The organism is Bdellovibrio sp. CKG001 (assembly GCF_055397465.1).
The window spans coordinates 962,199-986,271 of the sequence record NZ_AP029173.1; the positions used below are offsets into that span (position 1 = coordinate 962,199).

At 50.3% G+C, this 24,073-nt stretch carries 15 protein-coding genes and 1 riboswitch; of the genes, 7 read left to right on the top strand and 8 right to left on the bottom strand.

Annotation, left to right across the window (positions count from 1 at the left end):
• Nucleotides 1–52: 52 nt before the first annotated feature.
• Nucleotides 53–136, bottom strand: a riboswitch (cyclic di-GMP riboswitch).
• Between the two features lie 431 nt (nucleotides 137–567).
• Nucleotides 568–1,368: an Mrp/NBP35 family ATP-binding protein gene (locus tag ACZ50P_RS04775; RefSeq protein ID WP_464117871.1), complete on the bottom strand. Its 801-nt coding sequence runs from the start codon at nucleotides 1,366–1,368 to the stop codon at nucleotides 568–570.
• A gap of 68 nt (nucleotides 1,369–1,436) precedes the next feature.
• Between ACZ50P_RS04775 and ACZ50P_RS04780 the strand changes: the two genes are divergently transcribed.
• Nucleotides 1,437–1,838 (top strand): hypothetical protein, encoded by a 402-nt coding sequence (locus ACZ50P_RS04780; protein WP_464133857.1) that lies wholly within the window; start codon nucleotides 1,437–1,439, stop codon nucleotides 1,836–1,838.
• A gap of 5 nt (nucleotides 1,839–1,843) precedes the next feature.
• Here ACZ50P_RS04780 and ACZ50P_RS04785 read toward each other — a convergent pair whose 3' ends face one another.
• From ACZ50P_RS04785 to ACZ50P_RS04805, 5 genes are all read right to left on the bottom strand, one after another.
• Nucleotides 1,844–6,664: a CUB domain-containing protein gene (locus ACZ50P_RS04785; protein ID WP_464133859.1), complete on the bottom strand. Its 4,821-nt coding sequence runs from the start codon at nucleotides 6,662–6,664 to the stop codon at nucleotides 1,844–1,846.
• 140 nt (nucleotides 6,665–6,804) lie between these two features.
• Complete coding sequence (locus tag ACZ50P_RS04790) at nucleotides 6,805–7,260, bottom strand: hypothetical protein (RefSeq protein ID WP_374001461.1); 456 nt, start codon at nucleotides 7,258–7,260, stop codon at nucleotides 6,805–6,807.
• 112 nt (nucleotides 7,261–7,372) lie between these two features.
• Complete coding sequence (locus ACZ50P_RS04795; protein WP_464133862.1) at nucleotides 7,373–7,756, bottom strand: YbaN family protein; 384 nt, start codon at nucleotides 7,754–7,756, stop codon at nucleotides 7,373–7,375.
• The gene (locus ACZ50P_RS04800) at nucleotides 7,753–10,821 is read right to left on the bottom strand and encodes an efflux RND transporter permease subunit (RefSeq protein ID WP_464133864.1); all 3,069 of its coding nucleotides are present in this window, start codon (nucleotides 10,819–10,821) and stop codon (nucleotides 7,753–7,755) included. Before ACZ50P_RS04800 ends, ACZ50P_RS04795 begins: the two co-directional genes overlap by 4 nt.
• 138 nt (nucleotides 10,822–10,959) lie before the next feature.
• On the bottom strand, nucleotides 10,960–11,316 hold the full coding sequence (locus ACZ50P_RS04805) for a photosynthetic reaction center cytochrome c subunit family protein (protein ID WP_464117860.1): 357 nt from the start codon (nucleotides 11,314–11,316) through the stop codon (nucleotides 10,960–10,962).
• A gap of 105 nt (nucleotides 11,317–11,421) precedes the next feature.
• On the opposite strand from ACZ50P_RS04805, the gene ACZ50P_RS04810 reads away from it, so the two are divergent.
• A complete protein-coding gene (locus ACZ50P_RS04810) occupies nucleotides 11,422–12,762 on the top strand; it encodes a glycine--tRNA ligase (RefSeq protein ID WP_464133866.1) in 1,341 nt (446 codons plus the stop codon).
• 160 nt (nucleotides 12,763–12,922) lie between these two features.
• Here ACZ50P_RS04810 and ACZ50P_RS04815 read toward each other — a convergent pair whose 3' ends face one another.
• Together ACZ50P_RS04815 and ACZ50P_RS04820 are read right to left on the bottom strand one after the other, a co-directional pair.
• Complete coding sequence (locus ACZ50P_RS04815) at nucleotides 12,923–13,411, bottom strand: hypothetical protein (RefSeq protein ID WP_464133868.1); 489 nt, start codon at nucleotides 13,409–13,411, stop codon at nucleotides 12,923–12,925.
• A 105-nt stretch (nucleotides 13,412–13,516) separates the two neighbouring features.
• On the bottom strand, nucleotides 13,517–13,831 hold the full coding sequence (locus ACZ50P_RS04820) for a hypothetical protein (RefSeq protein ID WP_464133871.1): 315 nt from the start codon (nucleotides 13,829–13,831) through the stop codon (nucleotides 13,517–13,519).
• A 274-nt stretch (nucleotides 13,832–14,105) separates the two neighbouring features.
• Here ACZ50P_RS04820 and ppdK point away from each other — a divergent pair, with 274 nt between their 5' ends.
• The 5 genes from ppdK to smc all read left to right on the top strand — a co-directional run bounded on the left by ppdK (nucleotide 14,106) and on the right by smc (nucleotide 24,049).
• Nucleotides 14,106–16,817: a pyruvate, phosphate dikinase gene (gene ppdK, locus ACZ50P_RS04825; RefSeq protein ID WP_464133872.1), complete on the top strand. Its 2,712-nt coding sequence runs from the start codon at nucleotides 14,106–14,108 to the stop codon at nucleotides 16,815–16,817.
• Between the two features lie 427 nt (nucleotides 16,818–17,244).
• Complete coding sequence (locus tag ACZ50P_RS04830) at nucleotides 17,245–18,732, top strand: catalase (RefSeq protein ID WP_464133874.1); 1,488 nt, start codon at nucleotides 17,245–17,247, stop codon at nucleotides 18,730–18,732.
• Between the two features lie 15 nt (nucleotides 18,733–18,747).
• Nucleotides 18,748–19,230 (top strand): ankyrin repeat domain-containing protein, encoded by a 483-nt coding sequence (locus ACZ50P_RS04835; RefSeq protein ID WP_464133877.1) that lies wholly within the window; start codon nucleotides 18,748–18,750, stop codon nucleotides 19,228–19,230.
• A 311-nt stretch (nucleotides 19,231–19,541) separates the two neighbouring features.
• Nucleotides 19,542–20,063, top strand: coding sequence for a hypothetical protein (locus tag ACZ50P_RS04840; protein WP_464117849.1), 522 nt, complete (start codon nucleotides 19,542–19,544; stop codon nucleotides 20,061–20,063).
• 398 nt (nucleotides 20,064–20,461) lie between these two features.
• The gene (gene smc, locus ACZ50P_RS04845) at nucleotides 20,462–24,049 is read left to right on the top strand and encodes a chromosome segregation protein SMC (protein ID WP_464133879.1); all 3,588 of its coding nucleotides are present in this window, start codon (nucleotides 20,462–20,464) and stop codon (nucleotides 24,047–24,049) included.
• Nucleotides 24,050–24,073 lie beyond the last annotated feature (24 nt).

Here is a 24,073-nt window from a genome sequence, read left to right on the forward strand (position 1 = left end):
GTATTTGTTCCTTCCATATGCACACCTCTGATTCCTCAGGTGACTCATGACCTTTGGCAGCTGGCTGGCATGGCTTGCGCCGACACCCCTTTAGCTTTGCGTCCCGCCGTTTCCGAGCGGTTTGCCTTGAGGCAAAGGAAGGATCTTAATCCTAACGAGTATAACCCTAGGAACCTCCTTTGAGTTATTCATCAGATCCAACCAGCCCATTCTTGTTTAGAGAGGCATGAACCGCACCTCTTTGTAATAATCCTGGTGACGCGTCTTCACTTCAGTTCGTCATCGTGATGTTCGTAAAAACGAAAATTCATCCGTGTCCTCCTTTAGCTGGCCCTACTAGCATTCACTTACTCAGAGGTAAGTCTCACGAGCCTTGTGGTTTCAACACAATCAGGATAGCCCGACCAAAGTTTTAATTTCAATAGCACGGATGTCGATTCTCAAATTACGTCAGATTTACGTATCAGGGTGGGAAACAAGGTCGTTTTTTGTTTTGGCTTGAAACAAAAAGGCCGTCAGAACGACGGCCTTTTTTGAGAATAAAAAATAGAATTTCAAAAATTTGAACTAGGTGGTTGGAAGCAGTTCGCGAATTTCTTCGGCGATCTTCATAAACGCCTGCGCTTCAGCGCCATTGCTGTTGGCTTCCACGATCGGAATACCCGCTTCACACGCCATGCCCACAGACGGGTTGAAGGGAATTTCACCCAGCTTGTTGATGCCCTTGGATTCTGCGTAGGAATCGATTTCACCCTTCGGGAAAAGTTGCATCTTTTCACCGTTGGCAGGGTTGATCATGTAGGCCATGTTTTCCACAAGCCCCAAGAGAGGCACGTTCACACGCGCATACATGTCGACAGCTTTTTTCACATCCACCAATGCCACGTTCTGCGGAGTGGAAACCATCACGGCACCGGACACCGGAACTTTTTGCGCCAAAGTCAGTTGGATGTCGCCAGTCCCCGGAGGCAAGTCCACCACCAGATAATCCAGCTCACCCCAGTTCACATCACGCAGGAACTGATCCATCGCTTTAAACAGCATGGGTCCACGCCAAACCACGGCGGCACCTTCTTCGACCAGGAAGCCGATACTCATCAGTTTGATGCCATAGCGAACGATCGGCTCCAGTTGATTGGTGTCCGGATTGATATGGGGCTTTTGTGCCAGAGTACCTAACATACGAGGAATGCTCGGGCCGTAAATATCAGCATCCAAAAGGCCGACTTTGTTTTTTCTGCCTAACGCCATAGCAAGGTTTGTGGCCACGGTACTTTTGCCGACGCCACCCTTACCGGAACTGACGGCGATAATGTGTTTCACTCCGGGAATGCCTGCCTGTTTTTCAAAGGGATTTGGGGCTGCCATGAAGGTGACTCCTTGCTAAATTGGTCCACACCACCAATAATAGAACTTGGATGAATAGCCAAGACTTTTTGACATTGAATCTAGTGGGAGCAGGGGCTTTCATATTCTGGTATCTCGTTTCTCGGGGTGGCAGCCGTCGTCCGACGCAACTGAACCTGAAGGCAAAGGACAGTGCCCCGCCTTTAATCGATCCTGCGCCATCTCAGACGCCGGCAGTCGAGCCTTTGCGTCGAAATGTTGCACCCCCTCAGGTTCACCCTGATCTTGCGGGGAGCCAATCCAAAAATCTAAATGTGATGTTTAACTACAATGGGCATTCCTGGGATGCCTATGAGGTTTTAGGGGTTCCTGCGGGGGCCTCCATCAAAATTGTGACCGAGGCCTATCAGGCCGCCATCCATCGCAGCGACCGCGAATCGCTGGAGTTTTTGGAGACGGCTTACAAGGCTATCCTTAATAAATCGGCTTAGAATTTTTACTGTCTTCGGTAAGGCATATAGCGTGGGGTGGATACGAAAGTTCCATCCCATCTTGCTTTTGAACACCACAGTTTTGAAGAGGTGTCCATGGCGCAGTAAGTGTACCCTGCGCCATGACCTTTGATGCTGGTGAAAGTCGTCGCAGGCTGAATGGCTATGGGTGCCTGGTCAAAGCGTGCGGTTGGCCAGTAGTGCAGTTTTCCGTCCGTGGTCATCGCCAGGGCGGAGCTGCTTCCAACCTTGATGTCCAGATAGGATGTTCCAGCGTTGACCACAGTGGGCGAAGTGACCGTCAAATTCCCAGTGTAATCCCCCCAGTAGCCCCAGCATTTCAAAACTTGTCCACTGGTGATCGCGCAGACCGGGCTGGAGCCAACACTTAGCTTGGTGAAGGTTTCAGTTGAGTCCACAGTGTAAGGAACGCTGGTGTTGGTGGTGGTACCATTGCCCACTTTACCTGTGCTGTTTGCGCCCCAGCATTTGACTTTATCCGCGGTGGTAATTCCGCAGATGAGCGCGTAGGCGACAGACACAAATCGATATTGGGTGCCGCTGTCCATAAGGGTCGGTGTGTTGCGCGAGACACCGCCCAAATGACCTGTTCCACCATCGTAGCCAAAGCACTTCAGTTGATCTCCGGTGGTGATGGCGCAAGCTAAACTGTCGGCGACGGCCAGGGTTTCAGGTTTGTACGTTGTGCCCGTATCCACCGCTGCCGGTGTGCGACTGGGGCAGCTTGATTCAGATCCCCAGGCGTAAAAGGTGCCGCTGGTTGATATGCCATACCCGCAATAGAAAGTTTCCCTGGCTGTGTTGGCAAAAGCAATTGAGTGAGCAACCGGAAACATATAAGGGACATACGATTCCGTCGCACCATTTCCGACGGCACCAAAGCCATTGGCTCCGGAACAGAACATCTGCCCGCTGCCATTGATGACACAACTGCCGTTATTCGAAGGAACCGCCTTGCCTCCGGTAAAGTTAGAGCCGTTGTCGACAATAGCGGGGGTGGACACTGTCGATCCCGCTCCGGCATGTGCGCCAAGGCACAGGGCCAGGCCGTCGGACTTAATCGCGCAGGCACCCGCAGACCCGACGCCGTAGTCTGATACGGTGGTATCGGTATCCACAAGGGTCAGGTCAAAGAGGATCGCGGGCTCAAACCAGTTGTTGTAGTGATCGCCCATGCAGACAATCTGTCCATCCGTAGTAACACCACAAGCCCCATAACCAGCCATCGCAATCTGAGAGTACTTGATCCCGTCGTTAACATCGGTGGGCGACGTCAAAAGTGTGGTTTGATTGGAGTTGACCGTGCCGCGAACCTCGCCCCAGCACTTCAGGTCATTGTTAGAGGTGATGGCGCAGCGATAACCCATATCATCTGATATAAAAAGATAATTGGTGGCGCCGTCGATGGTGGCCCGTGTGACAACGGGGTTGGTGCCAGCATAAGCTCCGACATTTGAGTTGTTGTTCCATCCCCAACATTTCAATTTGTTGGCTGTTGTAATCCCGCAGACAGTGGACCCGCCAGTCGCAGAAAGATACGTCGTTCCGGCGTCGACCACGGTCGGTGTCAGCACATTGCTGGTGCTTCCGACAACAATCTGCTGGTAAGAGTTCCCGCCCCAGCATTTCAATTCCTGAGCCGCCGTGATTCCGCAGGCAGTACCGGATTTTCGGTGAACACTGGTATAGGTGACAGAACTGTCAATCAACTGAGGCGTGGAGCTGTTGGCGGTGGTGCCATCTCCGTTCGTTCCACTCACATTTCGCCCCCAGCATTTCACTTTTCCGAGTTCGGTCAGGGCGCAGGCCCCATTGGCTCCAAGGGATACCTGCACATAGTTTTCTGCACTGTCGACATCTGCAGGAGAGGTCTGATCTGTGGTGGAGCCGATCCCCAGATCGCCGTAGTAGTTGTATCCCCAGCACTTGAGTTTTTTGGCGGAGGTGATGGCGCAAATGGATTGGGTCGTGATGGAGACATCGATGAAGGTGGTTCCTGGAAGGGGCTCCACAATAGTGCCAACCCGATTTTTGTGACCCAAACCAAGTTGACCGTAGTAGTTGTCACCCCAGCAGAACAGGCGGTTGTCAGAATAAATAGCACATTGATTGTTGCGGGCGGCGACGACTTTGAGGACGGTTTTAAAGACTGCGTCGTTGTCCTTGATCAGATGAGAGACCAGACTTGTCGCGCCAATGCGGACGGCCGGCTGGTCGGTATGCGATATATAAATTCTTAAGTCCCGATCGCTGTCGTTCAGTCCGTTATCGAAAGTATCATAGCTGACGGATGCAGTGAGAGTTCCCGCCGGGATTGTGACAAATCCGGGAGCCAGGTTGTGATCCGCCATGTAGATTTGTCTGCCGAAGTAGTCGAAGTAAATTTTGACGTCATAGGTCTTCGTGCCGGAAAGGGCGAAGGTGATCGTGTTATTGGTGGTGCCCTCGTCGACGGAAATATTTTTTGAAGTGATGGTGGCGACCACTTCGGAATCCTTGGTCCAACTGACACTGCTGGCCGAAGCGAAGTCCTGCCATAATCCATTGACCGGATTTTTACCCACGGCACACAGAGTGACGTTACCATTGCTCAGCCCGGAAATATCCAGCGTTCTTGTTGCCGGAGCTGCAGTTTCCGTTGAATAGCCTGTTGACGAAGAGCAATCGGTGGAATTTCCGATTTTGTAGCGAACCGAGCCGACGTTGGTGCCGCCAAAGTTGACATTTACAGAGCTCAGAACGCTGACGCCAGAAGGCGCTCCTGTGATCTGCACCGTCGGCGGAGTGGTGGACAAAGTGTAGGTGGCGGATTTTGTCTCTTGAACGATTGAATTGTGCAGAAGCTGCGCGGTTAAGGTGATGGTGGCTCCGTCAGCTCCAGGTACATTGATGGAAGCCGACCAGCTTCCAGCTGTACACGTGGTCGTTGTCGTCACCGGACTTGTGATATTGATCGTCGCCCCTGAAATATTGCACGAACCGCCAAATTGAGTTGTGGGTCCGATCGTGGTTGCGGGAGCGGGCGTTTGCAGTGAAAGAGTTCTGGTGATTGTATAGGTCTTGGCATTGCTGGCCAGGGTCTCGCTGCCGTCTTTGAGGGTGGCGGTGACATTGACCGCCGAGTTGTTAGCCAGAGCGCTGGTGTCCAGCGTAAGCTCCCAGCTCTGGTCCGGGGCGCAGGTCGTACTGCCTGTAAGAGTGCCGCTAAGTTGGACTTGTTTATTGGGGATCGAACAATACCCACCGATCACAAGCGAATTGCCGATCTGATCCTCAGTTGCGGGATAATCAATGGAAATCTCTGGAAGTTCCAGACGGATGCTGGCCGAAGAACAGAAGGTCTCCTGGTTAAAGGCGTCGCGAAACTTGACAAAAAGTTCTTTGGGGCCTGAGCTGGCAGTTGCAAAAGTCCAGGTTGTCGAAGCGGTAAATGCTGTCCAGGTTCCTCCAGAAGAACAACTGGGGTCTTCGGTAAGATAGGTTTGGAACATGGGAGAGGGTGTGCTGAGCGCGACATCAACAAGATTTTTGACCGCGATCGCATCGCCGTTATTTAAAGAGATGGTTTGAGTGGCGCCAGTCCCAGCGCTTTCCCAACGAAGATTAAAGCCGGCTTGCGTGTAACTTACATCTGATATGAATTCGACCCGAACGTTGTTCGAGGTCGTGGTGAAAGAATCTGGCAACTCGGTGCCGGAGTGATCTAAAATCTTGGTCTCGCCGTCATAGATTTTGATGAAGTCATAGCCTTCTTCTGTATCAAAAAGGTCAAATGTGAAGTTTGTTGGGCCAGCAAGTGTCAGGTTCAGTGCGCAGTTTTCGTTGTTTTGATAAGGTCCCGATGTTCCACCGGAGTCGACGATACGTCCGCGAGAAAGGCTGGAGCTGGTGCTGGTGCACATAGTGTGGGAGGTGTAGATAGGCCACTGAATGGAGTCGTGGTAACAGGCGGATTCCTGCATGGTTGCAGTTCTAAACTTTACACTGACATAGGCAGTGCCACCTTCAGCGGTTGGGTCTAGTGCCCAGTTAGGCACAAAGTTTTCGGTGCTGATCCAATTCTTGGTCCCAGAACAAGTTTCATTGTTGAACAGGGCCATCTCCGGAAGGGAGGCCGGGGCCAGGATATTCAGATCTTCGATACCATTCAAAGTCAGTTCTTTTGAAAGCGCGCCGATGAATATTTTCGGCTGGCCCACGTACAGTTGGACTTGGACCGGAGCAGACAGATTTTGTGCCTTATCAGTGGCTTGGATGTATAGATAACGAATGCCCGGCGTAGACAGTGAAGCGCTGGCGGTGCTGTTGAAGTCTTCAGCAACGAAGACAAAGGCTGGAGAATCACTTTCCTGAACGCGGAACTGGCACAGATCCAGAGGGTCGAGGCAGCTCCAGGAGGCTGTTTGCGGTAGAGCAGGTATAAGCTGGCTGCTCAGGGGAGTGAGTTGCGGTGGAAGAGTGTCTTTAAGGAGCACGGCTGTATCTGTGAGAAGTTCTCCATTGACGGTAGTTTCCTGGACTGTGAGAGTCAGGTTGTCACTGTCCGGAGTTGGTGAGAAGTCATGAAGAATGGACCACTGATTGTTGTTGCAGGCAGCGGATGCAAGGGCATCAGTGTTCAACGTAATTTGGACGGAGCCATCATTGTTCGTGCAGGTTCCTGAAATGGATTTGGCTGCGACATTGGCGGCATTGACGATAAGATAAGGACTTTTTTCAGAGATCTTAAGTTGTATGGGGCCTTGAGATTCCGCTTCCAGAAGGTCTTGAATCTGTGCGCTAAGGTTGCATCCTGATAACGCCAATATCAGAGAGAGAAAAACACCAATTTTTCCGAGACGTGCCTGGCAATTCATGACTATTTATTCGGAATAAAAAGGACCTGCAATTAGCCAATAAGCTCATATTCCCACTTTGAGACAAAAAGAATGTTTCGAGGAATACACTACCTGGTGTAGAGACAGCTGTAGCCTCGCCCATTACGGCTGTGTTCCCATAGGAATTTTTTGGGACCGTCCTGAATGACAGTGTCCTCTTGCAGCAAGCTGAGAGAGTTGTCTTTATCCAAATAAAGGGTCGTCTCTTTTTTAGTGATGTAGTTGTCGCGACTGACCACTTCGCGCAGAACCTTTTTTCCCGGTGATTGAAGAACCTTAAATCCCCGGTTGATCTGGCAGAATCGAATGGTGTCCATGGAGGCTCCCTGCGAAGAAGGATACAGAGCGAAGCCGTCGCAGTCTTCCGCCCACTCCACTTCAGTGGGGCAGTTGTCGGTACCACTGATCAGGCGATAGTAACCTTCTGCGGTCTCAGCGCCAGGCAAGGGGGGTGAGGCCGTTAGCGCCTGCGCAACATCGGACAACAGCAGTCCCAAAATGAGAATCAAACGAGGCCAGTGCATGCACACTCCTTCATTCCTTTTTCAAGGAGCAAGCTTCGTGCACACGTCAGATGGGTTATAGCTGAGGTCACAGACAAAATCTTAGGTTGATACGTCGAAATGCCGTCTCTTGTCAGTCTCGGGCCGAAGGACGGGTCCAGATAAAAGCCAATACGCAGGAGCAAACCACAGCCGCGCTGACCTTGGCGTACAGTGGAACGTCGCCAAAGAAAAGGGAGATCGACACCAAAGGAACCATCAGCACCGTGGCCATGATCTTGGCCCGCGTGCGGATGACACCGTGTTTTTGCCAGTCCAGAATCATCGGGCCCAGGTGGGGTTGCGTCAGCAGCCACTTGTGCCAGCGAATGGAGCTGCGAGCAAAAAAGAACGCCGTCAAAAGCAAGAACGGTGTCGTGGGAAGCAGAGGCAGGAAGACACCAATGACCCCCAAGACCAGAAACAGCCAACCCAACACAAAATAAATTGTCCGTCGGGTTTGCTTTAAAATCTTCACAGTTCGACCTTTTTCCTTTTGCTTTCAAGTGGTGAAAGCATCAAATACAAAGCTGGGACCACAAACAGGGTCAGCAGTGTTGAAACAATGGTTCCCCCAATAATGGAAAGACCCATAGGGATACGTGTTTCAGAACCGATACCATGACCGATGACCAAAGGCAAAGCCGCAGCGACGGTGGCGACAGAGGTCATCAAAATCGGGCGCAGGCGGATCGGGCAGGCCTCGAGCAAGGCCTTGGCGATGTCGGTTTGTCCATGGTGCCGCACTTGGTTGGTGAATTCGACCAGGAGGATAGAGTTCTTCTTGGCGATACCCATCAAAACAATCAGGCCGATGAAGCTGAAAAGATTCAGGGAAATATCAAACATCCAGAGAGCCACCAATGCTCCGGTCACCGAGAAGGGCAGCGCCACCAGAACCGAGATGGGATGAATGAAAGAATTAAACTGCACCGCCAGAATCAGATAGGCCACCAGAATTCCGACCATCATGGCGGAATAAAGGCTTTTAAAAGAATCAGCAAATCCGGCCGAAGCCCCTTCCAGCGCAAAAGAATACCCTTGAGGCAGAATCTCTTTAGCAATGGCACTGGCACGTTCCAGCACCGCGGCCTGGGATTGACCTGGCGACAGGTTCCCGAAGACCGAGATCGCACGCTGACGGTTTACGCGGCTGATGCCCTGGATGGCTTTTTTCTCTTCAATCTTCACCAACTGTGAAAGCGGGACCAGATTGCCGAAGTTGTTGCGCACATAAAGACGTTTGAAATCCGCGGGTTTTTGGATTTGCTCTTCCAGAAACTTGAAGCGGATGTCGTAGCGTCGTCCATCGGCGGTGTAGCGTCCCTGACGAAGCCCACCCACGCCGGCGGAAAGAATGGCGCCGACGTCCTCGACAGAAACACCACGGGCCGCCATGGCTTTCCGGTCCGGGGTCAGAACCAGTTCAGGGATCCCTTTGCGGAAATCCGTATCCAGATCCACGGCCAGATTTTCTTTTTCCAGGCGAGCCATCAGCTCGTTGGATTTTTCAAACAGCACATCCAGATCCGGCCCTCGCAAGTTGATAGCCAGCGGATTTTGTCGTCCGGAGGAAAGATTTCGCGCCGAGATGTCTCGCATGGACACACGCATATCCTTGATCTTGCGGAATTCCTGACGCCAGCGATTCATGATCTGCAAATGTCCTTCGCTGCGATCGGCGCGGGGTTTTAAGGCGACAGGCATAAACACCTGATTGACGTTGGATCCACCGCCACCGCCGCCGACAGACACAACAAATCCTTCAACCGTGGCATCGCCCTTCAGGACGGCTTCAAGTTTTTCAGCGGCTTTGCTGGTGGCCTCCAATGACGTGCCCGGGGGCATTTGCGCATTTAAAATAATAAAATCCTGATCCTGTGCCGGGACGAATTCCTGACGGACCTTGCTGACTAAAACCAAGGACACGACAAAGAAGATCATCGAGCCCAGAACCACCAGATATTTGAAACGTAAAGTCCCGTGCAGAACTTTTTGGTACGAGTGAGCGAACTTTTCAAACAACTCATCCAGGAAGTGTTCCAGTTTTGAAACTTTCGGTTCTGTACTGAGAAGGGCCGCCGCCCGCATCGGGGTGATGGTGACTGCTTCAAGCAGTGACAATGAAACCGCGGCACTCATTGTGACGCCGAATTGGAAGAAGAATTTGCCGATGATCCCGTCCATGAACACCACAGGCAGGAACACGGCGATCACCGCCAGCGTGGCGGCAATGGCGGCAGGCAGAACCTCTTTTGATCCATCCGAGGCGCCTTTGGCGGACCCTTTCCCCATGCGGTAGTGGCGAATGATATTTTCCAGCAGCATGATGGCATCATCCACGACGATGGAGATCGACAGTGTCAAAGCAAGCAGAGTGAACAGATTCAAAGTGAAGCCTGAGAAGTAAAGAATGATAAACGTTCCAACAATGGAGGTCGGAATCGAGAAGAGAATGTTGATGGCCGCCTGGACGTTTCCAAGGAACAGGAAGCAGATCAAAATCGTAATCAGGGCTGCCACCCATAGTTTTTCAATCGTCAGATTGACCGTGGCCTCTGTCGGACGGGTGAAGTCCACATTGACCCGGAAATTGAAACCTTCGGGGAAAGAACTTTTGATGCTTTCCAGTTTTTCACGAACTTCATTGGCAACGGTGACTTCATTGGTGCCACGCTGCTTTCGCACGATGATTGAAACGGCCTGACGTCCATCCACACGAGCGGTTCGACGGATGTCTGAAAGGCCGTCTTCCACGCGGGCCACATCTTTGATGAAGATGTCACGATCAAAAATGCGTTGACCGCCCCGGCGCAGGATCTGGATATTAGCGACCTCGTTGACGTCAGTGGCCTCGCCCAGCCAGCGCACGCGAAGTTCGCGCTGACCTTCAGTGAACTGACCTGCGGCACTTTCCAGGTGCTGGGTGTTGATCGCGGCTACCACATCACTCAGGGTCAGATACAAGGATTCCAGTTTTTTGGTGTCCACCCAGATGCGCAGGTTGCGCTGACTGAATCCACCGATACTGACCTCGCCGACTCCCGGCAGGAAGCGGACCTGGTCCAGCAGGTAATTTTCAGTCCAATTGATCATGTCACGCAAAGGTGATTCACCAAAGACGGACAAAATGATGATCGGGTCTTCTTCGGGATTTTGTTTGCGGATGGTGGCTGGATCGACTCCGGGAGGCCAGCGCATGCGGCCCAGGGCGGTTTGGACCTCTTGCAGGACGACATCGACATTGCGGTTGATATCAAATTCCAAAGTGACAGAGCCAGACCCTTGTCGGGCGGAAGAGCGCATTTCCTTGATGCCTTCAATGGCCAGCAGGCGTTCCTCGATAGGGTCCAGGAGTTCGGCTTCGACGACTTCTGGCGCAGCGCCTTCATAGTCGACGGAAACACTGACCACCGGGAAGTCCACATCTGGAAGTTGACTGATGCCCATGCGATTCATACAGATGGCTCCGAAAACGATCAGAGCGAACATAAGAACCCATGCAAACACCGGGCGTCGGATCGAGAGGTCAATCAAGTTCATGGCAGTCCTTTCGCACAATTCATTTTTCCCCAAGTTGAGCGAGAGTCAACGAGGGGACTGGAGGGCATGTCACTTTAGACGAAAGAGCGACCTGGAAGGTTCATGGAAGAGTGGACTTTTTGTAAGACCAGAGGAAATCTAGAAAGCCTTTGCGTTAGCAGGCTCTTTGTAGTCGGGCATCATTTTCCCACGATGACACATGTAGCAGGTGGCTTTGGGGCCTTTTTTTCCGTCAAGGCCATTGTCCCTCAGCATTTGCGTCAACTTCATGTGCTCTTTGCTGACTTTAAAGGCCTTTTTATCGTCGGCTTTGAAGTTCTGAACATTGTGGCAGGCGTTGCAGGTCACTCCCAGTTCGCGGGAAATGCCGATCATCTCTTCACGGATCTTTTCTTCGTTCGTCACGAATTTAGACACGGACTGCGCCTGTGCGGGCTGGATGGAAAGGCTCAAAAAAAGGGTCAGAAGATAGAAGCTTTTTCGGATGCACTGCATAGGAATAGCTTCTCCGAGGACCCGGCCTCAGGCAAGGGAGGACCCTGATTTCTTGACTGGTTCTAGACCCCATATTAACTTGAAACCCAACCTGTGGAGTTCTGTATGAAAATTAAGCATTGTGAGGACCTCAATACTCTTGTCAGCCTCAGCAAACGTCGTGGTTTTGTTTTCCAATCCAGTGAGATCTATGGTGGTCTTGCAAGTTGCTGGGATTATGGTCCTCTGGGCTCATTGATGAAGTTAAATGTGAAACGTGCATGGTGGAATGCCATGACCCGTCGCCCGGATATCGTGGGCTTGGATGCAGCTATTTTGATGCACCCAACGGTATGGAAGGCTTCGGGCCACGTCGATGGATTCTCGGATCCTTTGGTGGATTGCAAAGACTGTAAGACTCGTTTCCGTGCCGATAACACGGACTCCTACATCAACGAAAAGAAATGCCCGAACTGTGGCAGCAAAAACCTGTCGGAAGAGCGTAACTTCAACCTGATGTTCAAAACCCATATGGGACCATTGGAGGATTCTGCCAGCGTGATTTACCTGCGTCCGGAAACGGCTCAGGGGCACTTTGTGAACTTCCTGAACTGTCAGCAGTCCTCTCGCTATAAGATTCCATTTGGTATTGCGGCGATTGGTAAGTCTTTCCGCAACGAGATCACACCGGGGAACTTCATTTTCCGCACACGTGAATTCGAACAGATGGAAATGCAGTATTTTGTTGAGCCCGGCACGGATGAAAAGTTCTTTATGGAGTGGAAAGAGCGCCGCTGGAACTTCTATATCAAGTACGGTATCAAGCCTGAAAATCTGAAATTCAAAGACCATGACAAACTGGCGCACTATGCGCGCGCAGCAGTGGACGTGGAATACAAATTCCCGATGGGCTTCTCTGAATTGGAAGGTATTCACAACCGTTCAGACTTCGATTTGACTCAGCATATGAAGTTCTCTGGCAAAAGTCTGGAATACTTCGATGAACCGAACAAAAAGAAATACATCCCTTACGTGATTGAAACAGCCGTGGGTTGTGACCGTCTGTTCCTGGCCTTCCTGTGCGATGCTTATCGTGAGGAAATCACCACGGATGAGGCGGGTAAAGAGGACGTACGCGTGGTTCTGGGCTTGCACCCGGAAATTGCTCCGTACAAAGTGGCGGTATTGCCTTTGTCCAAGAAGGAAGAACTGACGTCCATTTCCGACAAAGTTCGTGACCAACTGGCAGAAGACTTCGATGTGACTTTGGATGAATCCGGTTCTATCGGTAAGCGCTACCGTCGTCAGGATGAAATCGGAACACCGTTCTGCGTGACGGTGGACTTTGACACCATCAACGACCAGGCTGTGACCGTTCGTCACCGTGACAAGATGACCCAAGAGCGTGTAGCGATCTCTCAACTGGGTACCTACATCGCGGCAAAACTGAAGACTTTCAATCAATAAACTGCCCGTCAGGGGCAGAGCTGAAGCACGGCTCCAGCCGGCAGAGCTGAAGCACGGCTCCAGCCGGCAGAGCTGAAGGGCCTGTCGGCCCGTAAGCTGAAGCAGCAACAAAAAAGGGAGCGTTACCGCTCCCTTTTTTATTTCCATCTCATTCGAAAAACTACTTGTTCAAGCTCCAGCAGGAGTAAGGGCCGTTCTGAGTCAGAAGCACAATGCTGTCATCGCCATTGTGAGCCAGTGTTTTGCCCGTCTTTGCATCAAAGATCAGTCCATAAGGATTGTCACCCGGCCAGGTTTTAACCTGAATGTAAGTGCGACCGGTCACTTTGGATTGGAAGGTGATGACGTGCAGGTCATTAAAAGGTTGTTCACCCTCTTCAGAGAAGAACTTTTTGATTTCAGCAAAAGTCAGAGCTTTTGTTGTGTACTGTTCCTGCACCAGGTGCGCATTCACTAGTTTCAGCTCAAACGCGGTCAAAGAATTGATTTCTTTGATGTCCAGAGTGCCCAGCTCTGCAAAAGTGTTGTCGTAGTCCTCTTCGTGTTCAGCTTCCAAGGCACAAAGTTCTTTTAGGTTTTCCAGTTTTTGGCCTTTGGCGAAGGATGTGGAAACCGCGAACAAAGACAGGACAAAAATAAACAATTTCATTTAATAACTCCCCATGTGTGATGACGGATAGGCTTGTAACAAGCGGTGTGATTTTTGGTAAGTGAATAAGAAATAAGTTATTATTCAAAAATCACATGAATGTATTTAGTACAATGACAGGTGGGCCGGATCACCATCGACATTGCGATAGACGATGCCGTCAATCTGTGAGCCCACTTTGTAGTTGCAGGAGGTGATTACGCCAAAAGAGCTGGCTTCGTCGATATCCAGAGGGCAGACATACGAAGGATTGAACATCCAGTTGCCAGTCCACGCCAGTTTTACGCGGCATTGGGTCTCGGAAACAGGTTCCACCGAGGCCACCTGGGTCATCATTTGAGCTTCCAGTTGAGTGCAGTTTGGGAAGGCAAAAGACGAGCTGGCCACAAGCAAGGTCAGAGCGAACGCAAGTGTTTTCACGGTTTTCTCCTTTGAATTTTATGAATGCGCTCTTCTAGCACGGCGGGTGGCTTGTTGGCGTCAGGAATGTGTCAGTATTGTGTCAGCCTGTAAAAATGCCTAAGTATTCGATAAATGAAAGCTTTTCCGCGAGTCTCCGCAACCCCGGAGGGTGGAATCTTAGCTCTATTAAACAGAGCCTCGGTGCGCCAATAAATTTCATTGATATTAAGGGTTTAGCGATGTTTTATTACATCGTATAGACGATAAATTTACTTTTCGGTGGGGGAGACTAATGCACCAGAATGTAAACTCTGAAAATAAAACGACCAAAACCACCATTCCTCAGAAGTTTGTGTACTTCTTTGCCGCCGGGGACTCCGAAGGCAATGCGGGAATGAAAAACATCCTTGGGGGCAAAGGCGCCAATCTGGCGGAAATGACCTCTTTGGGTATTCCGGTGCCTCCGGGTTTCACAATCTCTACAGAGATCTGTGCTCACTTCTATGAAGCCGGTGGAAAACTGCCAGAGTGGGTTCGTCCCTCTGTTCTGGAGGCCATGAAGAAAGTGGAAGCCAAAATCGGCAAAAAGTTCGGCGACGTGGCCAACCCGTTGTTGGTCTCCGTTCGTTCCGGAGCTCGTGCTTCCATGCCGGGTATGATGGACACCATCCTGAATCTGGGTCTGAATGATCAGACTGTTGAAGGTTTGGCGAAGTCCTCAAATAATCCTCGCTTTGCTTGGGACTCTTACCGTCGTTTCATCCAAATGTACTCTGACGTTGTGATGGGCATGAATTCTTCCCTTCTGGAGGTGACTCTGGAGGATATGAAGGAAGAAAAGCACTACAAGCTAGACACTGAAATGACTGTTGAGGATCTGAAGCTTCTGGTGAAGAAGTTCAAAGACCTGGTTCATCAGATGACGGGTCAGTCCTTCCCGGCGGATCCTTGGGATCAGTTGTGGGGCGCGATCTCTGCGGTCTTCCATTCATGGAACACTCCGCGTGCGATCACTTATCGTGAACTTCACTCGATCCCTGCGGCTTGGGGTACGGCCGTAAACGTTCAGTCCATGGTCTTCGGAAACATGGGTGATGACTCTGCAACGGGTGTGGCATTTACACGCAACCCGTCCACGGGGGAAAAAGCTTTCTACGGTGAATTCCTGATCAACGCCCAGGGTGAAGACGTGGTGGCGGGGATCCGCACTCCGCAGCCGATCACAAAAGTCGCAGCGGCAGAAGCGGGTGTGATGTCTTTGGAGGAAGCTCTTCCGCAGGCCTACAGTCAGTTGGTCGATATTTATAAAAAACTAGAAGCCCACTATCGCGATATGCAGGACATCGAGTTCACGATTGAACGTGGTGTTCTGTGGATGCTGCAAACCCGTAACGGGAAAAGAACGGCGGCAGCAGCACTGAAAATTGCCTGCGATATGATCGATGAAAAATTGATCACGCAGGATGAGGCGATCCTGCGTCTGGATCCATCTGCTTTGGATCAGTTGCTTCACCCGACATTGGACCCTAAGGCGGCGAAAACCACTTTGGCCAAAGGTTTGCCAGCGTCTCCGGGTGGTGTGAACGGTCAAATCGTCTTCACATCCGAAGAAGCGGTTGAGTGGAGAGAGCAAGGCAAGAAAGTCATTCTTGTGCGTATTGAGACATCTCCGGAAGACATCGCCGGCATGGTGGCAGCTCAAGGTATCCTGACGACTCGCGGGGGGATGACTTCTCACGCAGCGGTTGTGGCGCGTGGTATGGGTAAATGCTGCGTGGCGGGTTGTGGTGACATTGAAGTGGATTATCGCAACGAGACCATGAAAGTGAAAGGGTACGTTCTTAAAAAGGGCGACGTGATCACTTTGGATGGTTCCACCGGGGAAGTCTTCCTGGGTGAAGTTAAAACGATTGAGCCGAAGCTTGATGGCAACTTCGAACGTATTATGAAGATTGCCGATGGCATCCGTAAGTTGAAGGTTCGCACAAATGCTGACACCCCGAAAGACGCACAAACTGCGCGTAACTTTGGGGCTGAAGGTATCGGTCTTTGCCGTACCGAGCACATGTTCTTCGGCGCGGACCGCATTGATGCCGTTCGTGAAATGATCATTGCTGACAACAAAGCGGACCGTGAAAAAGCATTGGCAAAGCTATTGCCAATGCAGCGTGAAGACTTCTATGGCTTGTTCAAGATCATGGATGGTTTGCCAGTGACGATCCGTTTGCTGGATCCGCCATTGCACGAGTTCGTTCCTCACACGGATGAAGAAACAAAGGAACTGGCAAAACGTTTGAACACAGACTACGAACGTCTGCGCGCGAAAGTAAAATCTTTGCATGAGTTCAATCCGATGCTGGGTCATCGTGGTTGCCGCTTGGCAATCACTTATCCAGAAATTTACACCATGCAGGTGCGCGCGATTGCGGAAGCTGCGGCCCAGTTGATCTCTGAAGGCAAAACATTGGCTCCGGAAATCATGATCCCGCTCGTGGCGACCGACAAAGAGCTCGATACCCTGCGTGGCCAGGCGATCAGTGAAGTGAAGAAGGTTCAAACTGAAAAGAACGTGAAGTTCGAATACACAGTTGGAACCATGATTGAGCTTCCTCGTGCCTGCCTGACTGCGGATGCGATTGCAGAGCATGCAGACTTCTTCAGCTTCGGTACGAACGATTTGACTCAGACGACGTTGGGATTGTCTCGTGATGACTCCGGTCGCTTCCTGGGTTCATACGTTTCTCAAGGCATCCTGCCAAAAGATCCGTTCATGTCCATCGATCAGGTGGGTGTGGGCTCTTTGGTGAAGATGGGTGTGGAATTGGGTCGTCGCGCGAAGCCGGATTTGAAAGTCGGTGTGTGCGGTGAACATGGTGGTGATCCGGATTCAATTGAATTCTTCCACCGTGTGGGTCTGGACTATGTGTCCTGCTCTCCGTTCCGCGTTCCTATTGCCAGACTGGCGGCAGCACGAGCTGCGTTGGTTGGCAAAAAGTTACACTAAATCTGAATATGTAAAAAAGCCCTCTTAACGAGGGCTTTTTTGTAAGACTATTTTGTAAAGTATGTGACAAGAATTCCGAAGACCAATGTTGTTATCAGAACAGTGAATGCGATTTCCGCATTAGTCTTTTTGGGTCTGTATTCGGGCTCTGCTTTTTTGTACTGCATGGGGCCTCCTTCCTGTGTCGGATATTATCGCCAAGTGAATTAAGACCGAGTAAAAAGCACGTCGCCAGCATAAAATCTTTGTTAAATTGCGTTAAATTACCAAGTTCTATGACCGCAGAGGAGAGCTCCCGTTCTTGTATTTTTGCAAAGATCCGATCTTCGTTGCCGCCAGGTAACAACATTAACGAAACCTCATTCAAAGTTGAAGCTGTTGCTACTTATTCTGTCTGGGTCGTTTAAAAACTCACGAAAGGAAGTATATGGCACGCACGAAAAATGGTCTGACAACGACGGCAGGGGCCCCCGTGGCGGACAATCAAAACTCGATGACTGTAGGGGCTCGCGGTCCGTTGGTTTTGCAGGATGTGGCCCTGATTGAAAAGCTGGCCCATCAGAATCGAGAGCGTGTCCCCGAGCGAACTGTTCATGCCAAAGGCTCGGGAGCTTTTGGTGTTTTGACTGTCACACATGATATCAGTAAATACACACGGGCTAAATTTCTAAAAAAAGGTACAAAGACAGATATGCTGATTCGCTTTTCCACGGTGGCTGGAGAGCGGGGGGCTGCCGATGCCGAGCGTGATGTGCGTGGCTTTGCCATGAAGTTCTATACTGAAGAAGGAAACTTTGATCTGGTGGGAAATAACACTCCCATTTTCTTTGTGCGCGATCCCTACAAGTTCCCGGATTTCATTCACACTCAGAAGCGGGACCCGCGCAGCAACTTACGTAGCCCCACGGCGATGTGGGATTTCTGGTCACTCAGTCCGGAAAGTTGTCATCAGGTGACGATTTTGTTTTCGGATCGAGGTTTGCCTGCGACTTATAGACACATGCACGGCTTTGGTTCGCACACGTATTCATTTATTAATGAAAAAGGCGAGCGCCATTGGGTGAAGTTTCATTTTAAAACTCAGCAGGGTATTCGTAATTTGCGCAATCATGAAGCGGCGGAGCTGGTTGGGCGCACGCGGGAAAGTCACCAGGAAGATCTGTATAACGCCATCGAGGCCAAGGATTTCCCTCGTTGGAAGTTCTATGTACAGATTATGACGGAAGAGCAGGCCAAACATACTCCTTATAATCCATTTGATTTGACCAAGGTGTGGCCACACGGGGATTTCCCGATGATTGAGGTTGGGCACTTTGAGCTGAATCGCAACCCTGTGAACTATTTTGCGCAGATCGAACAGGCGGCCTTTAATCCGAACAACATGGTCCCGGGAATTTCGTGGTCGCCGGACAAGATGCTGCAATCGCGTACCTTTGCTTATGCCGATGCTCATCGCTATCGCATCGGGACCCATTATGAAATGCTTCCGGTGAACAGACCCAAGGTGGAGGTTCATCACTATCATCTGGACGGAGCCATGCGCTTTGATACCCCGGAATATCATCACGCCTTTTATGAGCCGAATTCTTACGGAGGCCCGGTTCAGCAGGAACAGTATCGCGAGCCACCTTTAAGATTAGATGACGCCACTATGGATCGTTTCAACCATCGCGAGGGCAATGATGATTATTCCCAGTGCCGGGCGCTGTTTAACTTGATGACTCCGGATCAGAAGGATCAGTTGCTGAATAATATCGCTGAACACATGAAGAGCGGGCAGGTGCCGGAAGAAATCGTGCGCCGCCAGATCGATGTCTTTATGCGTGTTCATCAGGATTATGGACTGGGGCTTGCAAAGTTGATGGGGATTCGTGTGTACACGGATGCAGAGCACCGGGCGCCGTCTCATCATTAGTTAAAGGAGTTTTTTATGCCTACTTGGGAAGAATTTAAAAGAACAATGGTGATGGAGCCTGAAATCTTCGAAGAGGCCCGCACGGGGAACTGTGAGGCCCTTCGACAATATCTGGCATTCGGAGGTGATATTGAGATCCGCAACCACAAAGGTCACACTTTATTGATGTTGGCGGCTTATCATGACCAGGAAGAGGCTTCGGAGCTTTTAATTGAGCATGGAGCCGATGTGAATTCCCTGGATGATATGGGGAACTCCATTCTGATGGGGGCCTGCTTTAAAGGGCATGTGCGTGTTGTTGAGTTGTTGCTGGCTCAGGGGGCTATGACAGATCTTAAAAATCCCCATGGAATGACTGCCTTGGATTTGGCCCGGGTTTTCGGGCGAAAAGAAGTTGTGTCGCTGCTTAGCGATCGGCCGGCCGCGTGGAGTGATCCAATGGAAGTGGCCTGTCGCCTGATTGCGCGCAAGCTGTCGCGCCCGACACCAGAGGCATAGAGCCAGGGATAAAAGTGTGAAATGGGCCCTCGTCAATTTCGAGTCAGGAAGTGGACGAGGGGCTGCCTATAAAGTGTTTAAAATTCCTGCACAGTCCTAAGTTGTTTGTTTCATTGTGGAACAACCATGAAGTGATTAATGCCTTTTCAAAACGACAATTGTCGTCACTGTCAAAGTGGCAGACGATTTAAATTTGCTCCATCTTTCTTACACGGTCTTATAACTCCTTGAAATCTTAATTGGATTTGTCCTTGGTGCCGCTGTGGCCGTGGATTTGCTTTAGGGATAGGCATAGAGAAGGAACAAATTTTATGAAAATCAAAAACTATATTCTGACGATGATGAAAGCCTTGGCGCTGACTGCAATGACAGTTGGCTTGGCAAACTGTAGCAAGGATAAAGGGAATTCGACGACCACCACGACGACAGCCTATCGCTGCTTCCAGGTGAACTCCTATAATGGAACAAGCACTCAGGTGGACAATTCATACTGCTACAACAATAGTTATCAGAATGGTTATTCCACCTATCAATGTCGCGATGTGAACAATGCCGTTGTGACAAACACTCTTTGCGCAAACACGGGCGTGGGGAATGGCTACTCTTACAATGCTTACGGTCAGTGTGTTCAGACTTCCACGGGCCAACAAGTTCCGCAGAACTATTGCACAACGACGTCAGGTAATGGTTCGGCGATTAACTGTAACGGCCAAACAGTTCGCTGGCAGAACCAGTATGGAATGATTGAACAAGGGACATGTGGCGTAACTCATACTTGCCACCCTGGATCTGTGGTTCAGACGACTTCTGGTCAAATTGTTACCTGTATGTAGTCTGAATATTCCTTCTCTAAAATCAGAATATTCAACGGCGCACCGACCCCCTCGGCGCGCCGTTTTTCATTCCCCGAAAAGGTGCCTGGTTGTTTTTTCTGGCTACAACGCATCAGGTGAGATCTGTTGTTTTCTTAAAAGTCCGTGGGCTCAGTCGATGTGGGACTTGTAAGAAGCTCCGATTTCTGCTGCGCCGTAGCCAGAAAAAACAACCAGGCACCTTTTCTTAATGCGACATGTAAATCGGTTGTAAGTCTGCTTAAGTTTTCAGCGTTAGGGGCTCTTTTGAGAGGCTCTGGTTGACATGCTTCCCAACACTCGCGAAATTCTAATGGTCTTTGGTCTAGCTAGACCTTGGGCTTGTATTTGAGGGGAAGTACTCAAGAGGGGATTGTACCTTGAGAATTAAAAAGATTGAACTGATTGGTTTTAAGTCATTCAAAGACCGCACAGTGATCCACTTCGATGCTGGTATCACGGGGATCGTCGGACCTAATGGTTGCGGTAAATCCAACATCGTTGACGCGCTTATGTGGGTCATGGGTGAGATGTCTGCCAAGGACCTGCGTGGTTCCCAGATGACGGACGTTATCTTCGGTGGTGCGGAGGGGTATGCGCCATTGGGGATGTGCGAAGTTTCTCTGACTTTGGAAAATGACGGGGGCGCGTTCCCTGCCAAATACATCAAACATTCCGAGATCATGGTCACTCGTCGCCTGTACAGAAGCGGTGAGGGTGAGTACTTCGTGAACAAAGAGCCTGCACGTTTGAAAGACGTTCAGGAGATCTTCATGGACACCGGTGCCGGTGCCAAAGGTTTCTCCATTATCGCTCAGGGTATGATCGGTAAGATCATCACTGCGAAACCGGAAGATCGTCGTATGCTTATCGAGGAAGCTGCGGGTATCACGAAGTTCAAAGCTCGTAAAAAAGAATCCCAGCGTAAATTGATTTCCACCGACCAGAACTTGGTACGTTTGCAGGACATCATCGGCGAGTTGAAACGCCAGATTGATTCTTTGCAAAGACAAGCTCAGCGTGCGGAACGCTATCGCAATATCAAAAATCAAATTGAAGACCTGGATCTGTGGTTGTCTTCAGCTCAGTACATTGAGTTGAAGCGCGCTGCCGATGAAGCCCAGGCGATCTTCAATGAAGCACAAAGCATGGAAGTGGAAGGCGAAACCAACCTTTCCACTTTGCAGGGCCAACTGGAAGTTCTGAAACTGCAAATTCTTGAAAAAGAAAAGATGGTGGAAGAACAGCAGACCCAGTACCACGAAAAACAATCCACGGTTCAAAAGAAAGAACTGGAAATCCAGGAACTTCGTTTTGAAATCGAACAGGCCCGTCGTAACGAACAAATGACCGGCACGATCCTGCAAGAGCAGGAAGCCCGTAAAGAGCTTCTGACTCGTGATAAAGCGGCTTTGGATGAACAGGTTGCTGAACTGAAAGAGGAAGCCGAAACACTGGCGGCCACTTTCGCTCAGAAAAACGAGATCTTCCAAAACTCCAATTCTCGTATCTCTGTTGTGGATGAAGAACTGACGACCAAACGTCGTGAGTTGTTCGCCGTGGGTCAGTCTGAGTCTTCTTTGGATGCCCGTGTGAACTCTTTGACAGCACAAATCGCTGACATCACCGAGCGCCAGGACAACGAACAACTGGTTCTGAACGAACTTCGTGAAAAACAAGTTGAGTTTGAAGCCCGTCGCAAGAAGGTCTTCAACGAACTTGAAAAAGAACGTCAGATGCAACTGGATCTGGCGAACGACGTTGATTCCTTCGAAGCTAACAAAAAGATCCTTATGGATTCCGCGGCAGTTAAAAAAGCTGAAGTGGAACAGTTTAAAGACAGCTTGAACGAAGTGGCGTCCCGCTTGTACGGCTTGGAAAACCTGCAAAACAACTTTGAAGGTTTCCAAGAGGGTGTGAAGCAGGTCATGTTGTGGCAGAAAACCCGCACTCAGGAAATGATGGCGGACGGTTCTGTTGTGACTCACTTCCAACCGGTTTCTGAGGTTGTTGAAGTTCCGGCTGAATATGAAGTGGCTATGGAAGCGGCATTGGGCTCTCGCCTGCAAATGCTTCTTTCTTCCGATGCAGATATCGCCTTGGATGCTGTCACTCACTTGAAAGAAAATAAATCCGGTCGCTCCAGCTTCTTGTCTGCAAATGACAATGGCAAAGGTCTGAACCGCGCGGCGGCTCCTTCCTCTGAAGCGGGCGTTCAAGCGATCTTGAAAGACGTTGTTAAGTCGGCTGACAAGTTCCAGAACACAGTGGCTTACCTGCTTGATGGTGTTGCGATTGTGGATTCCATCCGCACGGCTTTGGCTTTGCGTCCTCGTTACGAGGGTTGGACTTTCGTGACTGTTGACGGGGACACCCTGACAGCTGACGGAGTTTTGACAGGTGGTTCTTCTGAATCTGCAGACTCTGGCGTTTTGAAACGTCGTCGTGAAATCAAAGAATTGTCCGAGAAAAAAGACGAATTCGCAGGCAAGCTGGCGTTGGCTCAAGCGGCTCTAAAGAAAACAGAAGAGCAACTGGCAAACGTTTTGAATGACTTCGAAGGTGCGCAAAAACGCAAAATTGAACAAGAAATCAAAGTCACTGAGCTTCGTAAGGACCTTGAGCGCGCTGAAAACGAATTGGCGAATGCTCAAACTGCTGTTGAAAGACAGGAGCGTGAGCTGAAGAAGATCACGGAACAGGTTGAAGTTCAGGAAGCCAAACTGGAAGAACTGAATTCGGCGTTGCTGGAAGCTCGCGAGAAGAAAGTTCTTCTGGAGATGGAAGTTGAAACTCTGAACACAGAGTTGAACAGCACCCGTCAGGGCTTTGACGGTTTGCAGGCTGAAGTGACCGAACTTCAGGTGAAATCCGCTTCCAAAACTCAGGAATACCAAGGTGTCCTGAGGCAGCTTGAGATGGTGACCAAGTCTTTGAACGATTTGGACAGCCAGTTGACCCGCATGAGCGAAGAGGCTCAAGGGTACAACTCTCAAATGACTGAAAGCCAGATGGCTTTGGAAGAAAAGAAAATCGAATTTGAACGTCTGTTGGATGAAGTTGAGCAGCTAAAACTGCAAGTCGGCCGCACCAAAGACGAATACGAAGTGATGTCTGAATCTGCCCGTGCCATCGAAGAAGAAGCCATGTCTTCTCAGCGTGCACGCAACGAAAGACAGCACAAAATGAATGACTCCCAGTTGAAGCTGGAACAAGCCAAGATGAAAGAGCAGTACCTCATCGATCAGATCCGTGAGCGTTACATGCTGAATCTTCCGGACGTAGTTGAAAAATACGCGGGCCGTGAAGGGGACTTCCTTGAGGCGGACGCGCAGTTGAAAGACCTGCGTGAAAAACTGGCTAAAATCGGTGAAGTCAATCTGTCTGCGATCGAAGAGTACGAAGAAACAGCTCAACGTTATGAGTTCCTGACAAAACAGCACGCTGATTTGACAGAAGCCAAAGAGCAGCTTCGTAAAGTGATCGATCGTATTAACAGAATCTGTTCCAAGCGCTTTAAAGAGACCTTCGATTTGGTTAACGATCGTTTCACTCGCGTATTCCCGGTTCTGTTCGGTGGCGGTGAGGCGAATCTGACCTTGATCGAAAACGAGGAAAAAGGCGAAGCGGGTATCGAGATCATGGCGCGTCCTCCGGGCAAGAAGACACAAAACGTGTCTTTGATGTCGGGTGGTGAAAAAGCCCTGACTGCGGTGGCTCTGGTGTTCTCGATCTTCCTGGTTAAACCTTCTCCATACTGTTTGCTGGATGAGGTTGACGCTCCACTTGATGACGCCAACGTTTTCCGTTTCAACGACCTGGTTCGTGAGATGGCCAAACGTTCTCAGATCATCGTTGTCACCCACAACAAACACACCATGGAAGTGGCGGGTAAGTTGTACGGCGTGACGATGCAAGAGCGTGGGGTTTCCACGATGGTTTCTGTGTCCTTGCAGGACATCAAGTAAGTCAAAATTTATTGAAGCTGAATC

Bases quoted from the DNA above. Each gene is read 5' to 3' on its own strand.
- ACZ50P_RS04840 (WP_464117849.1), top strand. From the start codon at position 19,542: ATGAAAATCAAAAACTATATTCTGACGATGATGAAAGCCTTGGCGCTG.
- ACZ50P_RS04830 (WP_464133874.1), top strand. From the start codon at position 17,245: ATGGCACGCACGAAAAATGGTCTGACAACGACGGCAGGGGCCCCCGTG.
- ACZ50P_RS04835 (WP_464133877.1), top strand. From the start codon at position 18,748: ATGCCTACTTGGGAAGAATTTAAAAGAACAATGGTGATGGAGCCTGAA.
- ACZ50P_RS04800 (WP_464133864.1), bottom strand. From the start codon at position 10,821: ATGAACTTGATTGACCTCTCGATCCGACGCCCGGTGTTTGCATGGGTT.
- ACZ50P_RS04810 (WP_464133866.1), top strand. From the start codon at position 11,422: ATGAAAATTAAGCATTGTGAGGACCTCAATACTCTTGTCAGCCTCAGC.
- ACZ50P_RS04775 (WP_464117871.1), bottom strand. From the start codon at position 1,368: ATGGCAGCCCCAAATCCCTTTGAAAAACAGGCAGGCATTCCCGGAGTG.
- ACZ50P_RS04805 (WP_464117860.1), bottom strand. From the start codon at position 11,316: ATGCAGTGCATCCGAAAAAGCTTCTATCTTCTGACCCTTTTTTTGAGC.
- ppdK (WP_464133872.1), top strand. From the start codon at position 14,106: ATGCACCAGAATGTAAACTCTGAAAATAAAACGACCAAAACCACCATT.
- ACZ50P_RS04790 (WP_374001461.1), bottom strand. From the start codon at position 7,260: ATGCACTGGCCTCGTTTGATTCTCATTTTGGGACTGCTGTTGTCCGAT.
- ACZ50P_RS04815 (WP_464133868.1), bottom strand. From the start codon at position 13,411: ATGAAATTGTTTATTTTTGTCCTGTCTTTGTTCGCGGTTTCCACATCC.